We start from the raw sequence: 11,156 nt of genomic DNA on the forward strand, positions 1-11,156 counted from the left end.
TGATTTCGGCCAAGAGGGCCCGTCCTTTCAAGGGTAAAACCGCAGGTCAACCCTAGTTAGAGACCGGCCCCTTACACACTCTATGAAACACGCTCCCGCGGACGTGTCCAGCCTGCAGCCTGGCCAGATTCCCGTTTTCACTCCGCCGGGTGAATCCGTCCCATTCGCCCACCGGATCACAGCCATTGCCGGCACCCCGGATCAGCCGGCGCTCACGACCAAGGGTGATGCCAATCCGGCCCCCGACAGCTGGCGGGCCGTCCTGAACCAAGCCACGGTACCCGTGGTTGTCCTCACCGTCCCCTCGCTCGGTACAACTCTGCTGTGGATCCAGAACCCGCTCCAGCGGGCAATGCTCACCTCTGTGTTCGGCCTGAGCATTACCGGATCCGCCGTCCTGTGGATCCTTCGCACCACCGCGGCTTCCACCGGACGCCGCGCAATATCAGGCGCTTCCGGGCGCCGCAGCGCCGCGACCAACTAACACCACCCCTCACCGCTCCTGTACTACTACCCCCGTAAAGGATCCGTCATGTCTGCAATCACTTCCCGCCGCGCCATCCGTCCCATCCGCCGCCCGGCCCCGGCCCTGATAGCCGCCGGCACCGTAGCCGCGGCCGGTCTGGCAATCACCGGGGCCGGCGTATTCGCTGCGTTGAACGCCACCGCAACCAATTCCATTGCCCAGGCAGCCACCTCAGGAGTCCTGAGCCTGCAGATGAGCCCTAACGGCGCCGGGTTCACCCAGGCCGTCTCCAACCTCGCCCCGGGCGACACCGTCAACCGCTACGTCACCTTGACCCAGGGCACGGCCCTGGACGGGAAAGCGTTGACCCTGGCCGTCGCCGATGCGACTCCGACCAAACTCACCACCGACACGTCCGGGAAAGGGCTGAAGGTCACCGTCACCGAGTGCTCCGTTGCCTGGACGATCAGCAGCGGAACCTGCGGAAGCGGGGGTACCTCCACCGTCCTGGGGACCGCTGGCACGGCGCTCAGCACCATCACCACCGCAACCCCGGAACAGCTGGTTGCGGGCGCTGTCGCGGCCGGTTCCACCCTGAACCTGCAGATCTCCCTGACCCTGCCGGACCAGGCAGAGACCACAGTCAACGGCAGCGCCCCCACCGGTACGATCCAGGGCCTGGCCTCGGCACTGACCTGGACCTTCGGGGAAACCCAGCGCACCGCCACCACCACCGGAAGCTAATCCGGGTGAACGTGCACCCCTACCCCAGCAAGGCCGCTGTCGCCACCGCGGCGGCAGCCCTGCTGGTGTGCACGTCCGTTCCCGCCCAGGCCGCCACTACTGCCACCGCCGCGTCGGTGTCCCAGTCCGTGGGCAGCGGCTCCTGGGGAGCCGTCGCCACCCTGAGCACCGCCGCGCCCTACACCACCGGTGCGCTGAAGATCACGTTCACAAACCAGGGCACGCCCGGGCAACCCTCATTCTCACCCCAGTTCTTCACTATCGGGAACACCGGCACCCTGCCCATCAACCGGGCCGCGTACACCGCCACAGCGGTCGCCCCATCGACCGTGCAATTCATCGTCGAATCCTGCAACACCACATGGAATGAATCCACCGGCGTGTGCACTAACGGAACAACGGCACAGCTCCTGGCAACACCTGCCGGATCCTCCACCAGCTCGATGACATCCACGACCGTCCCCTCCACTCCCGGCGCCAACCTCCGTCTCCGTGCAAGAGTCGCCAGCACCGGCAACGTCCCCAATAACTCCCCAACCACGCTGACCGTAGACCTCGCGGTAGACCGCACCCAAGTCCGGACCGCCACCACCACCGGGTAACCGGCGGTAAACGACTGCCCCTTCGTAAGGCTCGAATCATGGAAGAACACAGGTCAATCCACGTCGGCGGACAAGTCCTGGACACCGACGCCCTGACCAATCTCGCCGAGCAGCTGCAAAGCGTCACCGCCGCCAGAAACTACGCCGAGGCATTCGTGGGCCTCCTCCAAAAACGGTACGAACGCATCCTCGAGGCCCTCGGCCACAACGACATCCCCGCGTCCCTGAACGCCGTCCTCAGCCTCAAAGTCAACGCACACATGGTCGGAGCCCTCGCCATCGAACAGACCTGCCAAACCCTTCACCGCTACATCCTCGCCGGGGACACCCCAGCCGCAGCACAACACGCCCCGTTACTCTCAGCAGACATCCACGCCGCCAAAGACGCCATCACAGACTTCCTCACCCGCACCCCGCGCTAAGTCAAGGACGCCATACGGAAACTCAGTAAATGGAATGGCACGCCGAACCCGACAAGACGAAAAATGTCCAGTCACGGGCGACCCCAAGAGGGTCCCGGGGAGACCCGGTACCTCGGATACGAAAGTCACGGGCCAGCCTAGAACGGAAACCTGGCGCTACAGGGTCCGGTCCAAGACCGTGGTTTACAGACATCGGAACCGGCACCAGCGCCGCGTTGACGGAATCGACGAGGTCGTCCTGTCCCTGGCACGCAATCCGGAGTCGCAAGCCAGGTTCAGGCCTCCAGACCGACCTCGTGCCTGCACTACGATCGATGCATGCCCAACTCCCCTAGCGCGTTGCCGGACCAGCCGCCCGCAAACCCGGCGCCCGAGAAGAGCCCCGGGACGTGGCAGTCCATGGTGGAGAGTAATAAGGAGCTGCTCCGCCGTAAGACCGGGCAGGACACGGCCTATTGGGTGCAGCGGGCCAGGGACGCAGGGGTACGAAATGACCGTGACCTTCGTGACTGGATGCGCGACTCTTTCGGAGTGACCGGTTATGCGCAGTACGCGGTGTCCTGGGAGATGTTCGGCTATCCGGAATTCATGCTGAAGGACGCAGATCAACTCTTCGACGAGCAGTACGCACATCACCGGCATCTGCGTCCCATAGCCAACTCGGTCCTGGCCTGGGCAGCCGCCAGGCCAGCCGTCCATATTCAGTTCCGGAAAGGTTTCGTTGGCCTGCACAGCCCCCGCAGGAAGTTTGCGCAGATAACACGGTCAACAAACCATGCAGTCGACGTTACCCTGCGCCTTGACGCCGAGCCTCACGGACGTCTCGAAAGAGTCCGGGCCCGGTCCGATGACCCCTTCAGGTTCCGCATCCGCCTGACCTCACCGGAGCAAGTGGACAACGAATTCATCAGTTTCCTGTCCCTGTCTTTGGGTCAAAACGGCTGACTCGGGCTGAGGCGATTTAGGCCACATACTCGTCGTCTGCCTGGCCGTTGGCGTGCAGGTGTAGGTGGTGGTCCCGACGGTGTCGGTGGTGGTGCAGCCGAACAGGGTCCCTCCGTTGAAGCCCATCACGGGGGGAATCCTGCGCAAATGGTGACAGGTGGACGTTCCCTCGTCTCCCCCTTCGGCGGGAACAGAAATGCCGATCAGGGCTGAATGGGGAGAAGAAATCCTGACGCGACGTGGAAAGCTGCCACGTATGTGAGTAGCAGTTGATGCTGCGCCGACTTACCGGGAGGGGAACGTCGTCGACGGTCCCGGGTCAGGCAACAGGTGGCACTGCCGGTGCTTCGGTCGCGGCCGTAGGATGGTATCAGCGGTGGTCTGGGTCTCAGTTCAGTGCAGCCGCAGTGGGAGGACTCCGCGTGTTGTCAGTAGTGTCATCAGTTAGTCAGCGGCTTTGGGGGACGTGTCTCCCAGTGTTGTGGTTGTTCGTTGCCGCCGGGGCGGCCGTCGTTGGGCTTTACGGGGTCTTACAAGTAAGTCCGGGTACCGCGGGTGCACAGGTGATCGGTGATTTCTCGATTTTGCTGGCTGCCCTCATTGCGTTGGTCAGTTGCGGGGTTGCTGGGCGGGGTCCGGGCCGTGAGGCTCGGGCGTGGCGGGTCATGGCAGGTGCGGTGCTGGTCTGGTCGGCGGCGCAGGGGTTATGGACGTTTTACGGGCTGACCTTGGATCATGTGTATCCCTTCCCTTCGTTGGCGGACGCTGGCTTCATCGGGTATTCCGTGCCGGGAGCCGTGGCCCTCTTTTTGTTCCCGAGGTTCCGGTCTTCCGGTGCGGTGTTGCTGCGGACTCTTCTGGATGCTTCGGTCATTGCCGCCGCCGTTTTGTATGTCAGTTGGGCCACGGTTCTGGGACCGGTGTATAAGGCTGCGGATCAGGATTTCCTCGGTCATATGACGGGGGTGGCATACCCGATCGTTGACGTGGTTCTGGTGTCCTTGGTCCTGGTCCTGACGATGCGGAGCGCCCCGGAGGACCGGTCCCGGTGGTTGTGTCTCGGCGGCGGGCTGCTTGTCCTGGCTTTCACCGACAGCACGTATGTCAAGTTGACCTTCGATGGTGTCACCGGCCTGACTGGGACTCCGTTGGCGGACGGGTGGGTCGCGGCGTTCCTGCTGATCGCGCTCGCTCCGCTGGTCCCCCGCGGGGTGCGCCGCACAAGTGACCGCCGGGTCTACGCGCTGGCTCTGGAACTGCTGCCGTATGTTCCGGTCCTGGGCGCAGTGGTCGTGGCCCCGGGCCGCCTGCGAACTGAAAATGATCCTTTCCTGCTGGTCACTGGCCTGCTGGTGCTGACGTTGGTCATCGTGCGTCAGGTGGTGATTATCCTTCAGAACATCACCTTGACCCGGGACCTTGAATCGAAAGTGGCTTCGCGGACCGCTCAGCTGGAAGGGCTGGGTGCGATCGTCAATTCCACGGCCGACGCGATCGTGGGTAAAACCCTTGAGGGTGTTATCACGAGCTGGAATCCCGGCGCGGAGCGGATCTACGGGTACCGGGCCGGGGACGCCATCGGCAGACACTCCTCCTTCTTCATCCCCGCCCACCTCCTCGCCGAGGAAGAGGCATTTCTGACCGCTGCCGGCAGGGACGGCGAAACACATAATTACGAAACTGAGCGGGTGCGGGGAGACGGCAGCGTCGTTCCGGTGTCCGTGACCATGTCCCCCATCAGGGGCAGTGACGGTATCCATGGAGTCGCCACGATTGCCCAGGACATCACCGATCGGCGGCGCACCGAAACGGAGCTTCGGCTCGCACGGGAATCCGCGGTGGAATCCAGCCGGCTGAAATCCGAGTTCCTCGCGACCATGAGCCACGAAATCCGGACCCCCATGAACGGCGTTGTGGGATTGACGGAACTGCTGCTCGGAACCAACCTGGATCAAACCCAACGTCAATATCTTGAAGGGGTCAAGACCGCCGCCGAGGCGCTCCTGAACCTGATCAACGACATCCTTGATTTCTCCAAGCTGGAGGCCGGGAAAGTCGACCTCGAACTCATCGAGTTCGACCCCCGCCGCCTCGTGGACGACGTCGCGGCCCTTCTCAGTGAACAGGCACAATCCAAAGGGCTGGAACTCATCGCGTACTGCAGCCCCGAGGTCCCCGCCCTTTTGGTGGGCGACGCCGGAAGGGTCCGTCAGATCCTGCTGAATCTGGCCACCAACGCGGTGAAGTTCACCCCGGCCGGAGAAGTGGCCATCCGGGTCAGCGTCACCGGCGACGAAGGCGAAAACGTCATCCGCTTCGAAGTCCGCGACACCGGCATAGGAATCGATCCCTCAGACCACGGCCGCCTCTTTGAGTCGTTTTCGCAGGCTGACGCCTCCACCACCCGCCGGTACGGCGGTACCGGTCTTGGCCTGGCCATCTGCCAACGCCTCACCAAGGTGATGAACGGGCAGATCGGGCTGGTAAGTACCCCCGGGCAGGGCAGTACGTTCCGGGTCACGATCCCATTGCCCGCGGCGGCGCTGACCGAAGATGCCGCGGCAGACTTCCCGGCGCCCCTGGCGGGGCTACGGGTCCTCATCGTGGACGACAACGCCACGAACCGGCTCGTCCTCCAGTCCCAGCTGGCCGGGTGGGGAATGATCCCGGAGTCCGTTGATAGCGCCGACAAGGCACTGACCCGCCTCCGGGAGGAAAAGGCTGCTGGGCGTGCCTACGACGTCGCTGTTCTGGACATGTGCATGCCCGGCACCAACGGGTTGGAACTCGCACGGTGTATCAGTGCGGACAAGGGGGTGGGATCCACCCGACTCATCATGCTGACCTCAACCATGCTGGTGACCGGAGCCGAGCTCACGGCCGCCGGGATTCGGCAATGGCTTACCAAGCCCGTCCGCAGCTCCGATTTGTACGACCGGCTGCTGCGAACCATGGCCCCCGACAGGGCCCCGGCACCTCTCCCCGGAACGCAGGCACCGGCCCCCTCGATGGCCTCTGCGCTGGGGCGGATCCTCGTCGTGGAGGACAACGAAATCAACCAGCTGGTCGCCAGAAGCATGGCCGAGAGACTCGGCTACACGGCCGACATCGTCGACGATGGCGCCCAGGCGGTGTCCGCCACCGCGGAGACCAGCTACGTTGCCGTCCTGATGGACTGCCACATGCCCGTCATGGACGGCTTCGAGGCCACCCGCACGATCCGCCGCCGCGACGGGAACTCCCGGCACTTGCCGATCATCGCCATGACGGCCGGAGCCCTGGCTGAAGACCGTGACAAATGCATGGCCGCGGGAATGGACGCGTACCTCACCAAACCCGTCGATCTGACCCGCCTGGCAGAGCTCCTCACCACATGGGTCCCTTCTACGCTGCCCCCGAACGGCGGCCAGGCTCTGGACCCGGGACGGCTGGAAATCCTGCGCAGCCTCGGGGGCGGCAACGCCCAGGGGCTGCTGCCCGAGGCGGCAGCGGCGTTCCGAGAAGGTATCCGGCCCAGCCTGGCCAGCCTGCGACAGGCAATACTGGACCAGGACGCGGACGCCCTGACACAGGCCGCCCACAAGCTCAAAGGCGCCGCCGCGAACATCGGCGCCACCGGCGCCGCGGCGATCTGCGACCAACTCGAACGCGAAGGGCGGGACGCCGAACCCCCCGCCGCGGAACTCCTCGCACGGCTTAAGACCGAACTCGAACGGGTCGAAACGGCCCTGACAGCCGCGACAGCCGGCCCGTCATGAGGGTGCTGGTCGTTGATGATGACCCTGGGTCCTTGCTGGTCGCGAGGGCAGCGGTTGAACAGTCCGGACACGAGTGCATCACCGCCCCGGACGGCGATACTGCCTGGGAGCTCTACCGCAGCCATCAGCCGCACGTGGTCGTGACGGACCTGAAAATGCCCGGACTGGACGGGCTCAGCCTCTGCCGCGCCATCCGCACCGCCGAGACCGACAACTACACCTATCTGGTCCTCGTGACCTCCCACGGATCGCGGAATGACGTCCTGGCCGGCATGGACGCCGGAGCCGACGACTACGTCACCAAACCCCTGGAGCCCTTCCACCTCCACACCCGGCTCCTCACCGCCCAGAGAGTCACAACCCTCCACACCGACCTCGCCCAAAGTCGCGCCGCGCTCTCCGAGCAGGCCCGCACCGACCCCCTGACCGGGCTCCGCAACCGCCTCACACTCTCCGAGGACCTCGAAGAACTGCACAGCCGAAGCGCCAGGTACGCACAGGGATTCTGTGTCGCTCTCTGCGACATAGACGACTTCAAAAGCTACAACGACACCTACGGCCACCCCGCAGGAGACACTGCGCTCCAAGCCGTCGCCAACGTGCTGTCCGGCCAAGCACGGGACAGCGACGCGATTTACCGGTATGGAGGCGAAGAATTCCTGCTCCTGCTCCCCCACCAACGACTCCCCGAAGCAATCTGCGCCCTGGAACGATTCCTCGCGGCGGTCTCGGCCCTTGGCATCCCGCACCAAGGCACCACGGCCGGTTTCCTGACCCTCAGCGCAGGAATCTCAGCCAGCGCCCCGGGCCACCGACCCAGCAGCACACGCCTGCTGCAGGAAGCCGACGACGCCCTGTACAAGGCAAAAAACGCAGGGAAAAACCGTATCCAGGCAGCACAGGCCTGGCCACAGAACCCGGCCCGCGCACCGGAGCCCCGTTAGGACACCACCCCCCGGCGCCCCTCCCATCGGCAACGCGCTCCCGGGCCCTGCCACTCAGCCGCCACCCCGTTGTCCCCGGGCCCCGCCACTGCCGTAGGCAGCAAATTAGCCATCCGCTGGAAGAAACAGACTGACCGTGGTGCCCTCACCGGGATTCCCGGAAATCTTGAGCCGACCTCCATGCGCGGCCGCAATCCTCGAACACGTCGCCAAACCCAACCCCGACCCAGCAGGATCGCCCTCACGATGCAGACGCACCAACGGTTCCACAACCCTGGCGCGGTCCCCCACACTTATTCCCTTACCGTTGTCCACAACCCGCGGAACGACCCCGGCCTCCGAACGCTCAGCCCCGACCCGGATTACCGGCCGAACCCCGGGACGGCTGTAGGCAAGGGCATTGTTGATCAGGTTCTGCAACGCCATCCGCATCTGCGCCTCATCGGCCACGAAAACGCGGTCCTCACACGTCAGGACCGCACCAGAGACGTGCAAGGCCGCGCCGATGTCCACCCGGACTGCTTCCACTAAATTCGCCAAGGACACTCGTTTCCTGTCAAGCGAACCACCGATGGAAGCAAATCCGAGCAGTTCCTCCACCATGGACAGCATTCTGCGCGCACTGGAACCCGCGATCTGCAGGTACTCCGAGACCTCAACCGGGTCCGGGTCCATGGAACCAAGCTCCGCGTATCCGATGATCGATGTCAACGGGGTGCGCAGATCATGACTGACACGGCCAGTGAAATCCGCCAGACGCTCATTGCTGGTTCTGGCAGCAGCCAAGGCATCGGCGAGCTCCGCGTGAAGAGTTGTGACTCTCTGGGCGGCGAGGAGCCGGGTGTGGAGGTGGAAGGGGTCCAGGGGTTTGGTGACGTAGTCGTCGGCTCCGGCGTCCATGCCGGCCAGGACGTCATTCCGCGATCCGTGGGAGGTCACGAGGACCAGATAGGTGTAGTTGTCGGTCTCGGCGGTGCGGATGGCGCGGCAGAGGCTGAGCCCGTCCAGTCCGGGCATTTTCAGGTCTGTCACGACCACGTGGGGCTGATGGCTGCGGTAGAGCTCCCAGGCAGTATCGCCGTCCGGGGCGGTGATGCACTCGTGTCCGGACTGTTCAACCGCTGCCCTCGCGACCAGCAAGGACCCAGGGTCATCATCAACCACCAGCACCCTCATAACGGGCACAGGACGGTCCGCAGGTGCGCCGACCACCACTTCACCCCCCACAACGGCCCGGCCCTCTGGCCCCACACCAAATAGCCTGACGACAATAACTCAAAGGAAGTGCCATTCGCCCCCGGCCATGTTGATCATTCAACCCGCGACACCGTCCGGACAGGCCCGAGTCTATCCGCAGACCAATTTTGATGCACCCATTTTGGGGGGCAACCTCACCGGGACCCCTCGGACACCTTTTCCGGTGCCGCGTTCGGGCACACCCCCGACCTGACAACACCGCAGTCAGGTCTTGACTTCCTTGTAGGACAAGCCTAGAACTCAATCTCACAGGCACTCGGGTTGGAGGCTACGGTGGGCGGACAGCGGATCGGGTACGTGCGGGTAAGCACGCTGGAGCAAAATGAGAAACGCCAGCTCGACGGCCAGGTTCTTGACCGGGTCTTCACGGACCAGGCCTCAGGCAGGGACACCGCCAGACCACAGCTCGCCGAACTGCTGCGCTTCGCCCGCGAGGGAGACACCGTGGTGGTGCACAGCATGGACAGGCTCGCCCGGAACCTTGATGACCTGCGTGCTCTCGTCCAGGGCCTCACCCGCAAAGGGGTTCGCGTGGAGTTCGTGAAGGAAAGCCTGGTATTCACCGGCGAGGACTCCCCCATGGCCAATTTAATGCTCTCAGTTATGGGAGCCTTCGCCGAGTTCGAGCGTTCCCTGATCAGGGAACGGCAGCGCGAAGGCATTGCCCTTGCGAAGCAGCGCGGAGCCTACAAGGGGCGAAAGAAGACTCTCTCGCCTGAACTTGCCGCTGAACTCGTACATCGTGCGGAGAACGGTGTTCCAAAAGTCGTCCTCGCCCACGACTACGGCATCAGCCGCGAAACGGTCTACCAGTACCTTCGCCAGGCCAAGGCAATCTAGGACCCTGGCAGACGGGCTCACGGACGCTCCCATGGCAGGGCCAAAACTGCCAGCTCTCCGCCTGGACGGCCCGACAGAACGTCCGTTATCGGCCTTTTAAAACAGGCGGGGGAGACGCTGGAAAAGGGGCTGATTCCGGCCGTCACTCGCAGCGCTTTTCCCCGAAGTCCAATAAGTCAGAACAGCTTCGCCAGCAGGTGGAACCCTTCCGGAACGATCCTGAGTGCAGTCGTACCGCCTGCACCGCCGGACTACAACCGGATCACATCCCCGGTGCGGGGAGAAAATTATGGGAAAATTATCAGCAGGATGCCGGACACTATGTTCAACAGTGCCGCTCGCGCACCGGGAGAGGCAACACCGCCATGAACGCGTCGATCACCCTTATCGCGGCGACCGGACCCGGGGACACCACGTCGGCCCGCTTCCCTGTCCGGCCCCTGGAAACGGCAGATCTTCCCCAACTCGCGCGTTTGCACCAGTACGCGTACGCCGGGCAGCGGAAGCTGGGCCGGGCCGCAGCTTCGCCGGACGAGGGCCGCACCCGCATCGCCGAGGCAGCGTCCCTTGTCGCTTACGGACCCGAGGGCCAAATAAGGGCCGCCATCATCATTACCGAAGCCGACGGTGAAGCGGTCATCGACGAACTCTTCACCCACCCGGATCATCGCCGCCAAGGCCTGGCTGAAGAACTCCTCCGACACTCCATGCAGGTCCTGCATACCCTGGGCCGCACCACGGTAACCGTCACCGTTGAGGAGAGTAATTCAGCGGCCCTGGCCCTCTACCTTTCCAGGGACTTCCGTCGCATCCCCGCCGGTGACAGCGAATACGGCTAACCAACGGCTAGTTGACGGAAGGTACACTATCGGCTTTAAAAATGGCCAGGGGAGAAGCCTAAAAGGTGCCCCGTTCCGGACCCAGAGTCAGGGAGCCCCGAAGCTCGAAATCGTCGCCAAATCTCATTCAGATGGCCAGCCATCCGTTGGCCCTTTAGGAAATACGCAGGAGAACCCAGTGAGAAAGTAGATTCCAGATGCTGGCGAACACTTGTTTGTATCGGAATGCCTCAGTTCTTGCTGTTGAAGGCGGCGTCGAAGCTGGTTTGGGAGGCGGGGAAGTCGTACTTCTTCAGGGCTGCGAGGGCTTCGGGGGCGCCGTGGAGGCGGTCCATGCCG

At 63.9% G+C, this 11,156-nt stretch carries 10 protein-coding genes and 1 pseudogene; 9 read left to right on the top strand and 2 right to left on the bottom strand.

What is annotated here, in order from left to right; genetic code table 11:
- The first annotated feature begins 82 nt into the window (after positions 1-82).
- From AB0313_RS21550 to AB0313_RS21580, 7 genes are all read left to right on the top strand, one after another.
- On the top strand, positions 83-484 hold the full coding sequence (locus tag AB0313_RS21550) for a hypothetical protein (RefSeq protein WP_366308319.1): 402 nt from the start codon (positions 83-85) through the stop codon (positions 482-484).
- Between the two features lie 48 nt (positions 485-532).
- Complete coding sequence (locus tag AB0313_RS21555; RefSeq protein ID WP_366308321.1) at positions 533-1,210, top strand: TasA family protein; 678 nt, start codon at positions 533-535, stop codon at positions 1,208-1,210.
- A gap of 5 nt (positions 1,211-1,215) precedes the next feature.
- Positions 1,216-1,812, top strand: a complete 597-nt coding sequence (locus AB0313_RS21560) for a hypothetical protein (RefSeq protein WP_366308322.1) — start codon at positions 1,216-1,218, stop codon at positions 1,810-1,812.
- Positions 1,813-1,850: 38 nt separating this feature from the next.
- On the top strand, positions 1,851-2,234 hold the full coding sequence (locus AB0313_RS21565) for an Hpt domain-containing protein (RefSeq protein WP_366308324.1): 384 nt from the start codon (positions 1,851-1,853) through the stop codon (positions 2,232-2,234).
- 318 nt (positions 2,235-2,552) lie between these two features.
- The gene (locus AB0313_RS21570; protein WP_366308326.1) at positions 2,553-3,179 is read left to right on the top strand and encodes a hypothetical protein; all 627 of its coding nucleotides are present in this window, start codon (positions 2,553-2,555) and stop codon (positions 3,177-3,179) included.
- A gap of 956 nt (positions 3,180-4,135) precedes the next feature.
- Entirely contained in the window at positions 4,136-6,937 is a 2,802-nt protein-coding gene (locus AB0313_RS21575) for a response regulator (RefSeq protein ID WP_366308328.1), read from the top strand.
- Positions 6,934-7,881, top strand: a complete 948-nt coding sequence (locus AB0313_RS21580; RefSeq protein WP_366308330.1) for a diguanylate cyclase — start codon at positions 6,934-6,936, stop codon at positions 7,879-7,881. The genes AB0313_RS21575 and AB0313_RS21580 overlap by 4 nt, the downstream gene beginning before the upstream one ends.
- A 105-nt stretch (positions 7,882-7,986) precedes the next feature.
- On the opposite strand, the gene AB0313_RS21585 is transcribed toward AB0313_RS21580, so the two are convergent.
- The gene (locus AB0313_RS21585; RefSeq protein ID WP_366308335.1) at positions 7,987-9,057 is read right to left on the bottom strand and encodes a response regulator; all 1,071 of its coding nucleotides are present in this window, start codon (positions 9,055-9,057) and stop codon (positions 7,987-7,989) included.
- 354 nt (positions 9,058-9,411) lie between these two features.
- On the opposite strand from AB0313_RS21585, the gene AB0313_RS21590 reads away from it, so the two are divergent.
- Both AB0313_RS21590 and AB0313_RS21595 read left to right on the top strand, forming a co-directional pair.
- Positions 9,412-9,978, top strand: coding sequence for a recombinase family protein (locus AB0313_RS21590; protein WP_366308331.1), 567 nt, complete (start codon positions 9,412-9,414; stop codon positions 9,976-9,978).
- Between the two features lie 365 nt (positions 9,979-10,343).
- Complete coding sequence (locus AB0313_RS21595) at positions 10,344-10,817, top strand: GNAT family N-acetyltransferase (protein ID WP_366308333.1); 474 nt, start codon at positions 10,344-10,346, stop codon at positions 10,815-10,817.
- A gap of 230 nt (positions 10,818-11,047) precedes the next feature.
- Here AB0313_RS21595 and AB0313_RS21600 read toward each other — a convergent pair.
- A pseudogene (locus tag AB0313_RS21600) lies at positions 11,048-11,156 on the bottom strand (sugar phosphate isomerase/epimerase); the annotation flags it as partial.

Origin of the sequence: Pseudarthrobacter sp. NPDC080039, assembly GCF_040702335.1 — a bacterium.
GTDB classification, from domain to species: domain Bacteria; phylum Actinomycetota; class Actinomycetes; order Actinomycetales; family Micrococcaceae; genus Arthrobacter; species Arthrobacter enclensis_A.

What these genes read in the sequence shown, in the direction of transcription:
- AB0313_RS21550 (WP_366308319.1), top strand. Translation starts at nt 83, where the DNA reads ATGAAACACGCTCCCGCGGACGTGTCCAGCCTGCAGCCTGGCCAGATT.
- AB0313_RS21555 (WP_366308321.1), top strand. Translation starts at nt 533, where the DNA reads ATGTCTGCAATCACTTCCCGCCGCGCCATCCGTCCCATCCGCCGCCCG.
- AB0313_RS21565 (WP_366308324.1), top strand. Translation starts at nt 1,851, where the DNA reads ATGGAAGAACACAGGTCAATCCACGTCGGCGGACAAGTCCTGGACACC.
- AB0313_RS21570 (WP_366308326.1), top strand. Translation starts at nt 2,553, where the DNA reads ATGCCCAACTCCCCTAGCGCGTTGCCGGACCAGCCGCCCGCAAACCCG.
- AB0313_RS21575 (WP_366308328.1), top strand. Translation starts at nt 4,136, where the DNA reads ATGACGGGGGTGGCATACCCGATCGTTGACGTGGTTCTGGTGTCCTTG.
- AB0313_RS21580 (WP_366308330.1), top strand. Translation starts at nt 6,934, where the DNA reads ATGAGGGTGCTGGTCGTTGATGATGACCCTGGGTCCTTGCTGGTCGCG.
- AB0313_RS21585 (WP_366308335.1), bottom strand. Translation starts at nt 9,057, where the DNA reads ATGAGGGTGCTGGTGGTTGATGATGACCCTGGGTCCTTGCTGGTCGCG.
- AB0313_RS21595 (WP_366308333.1), top strand. Translation starts at nt 10,344, where the DNA reads ATGAACGCGTCGATCACCCTTATCGCGGCGACCGGACCCGGGGACACC.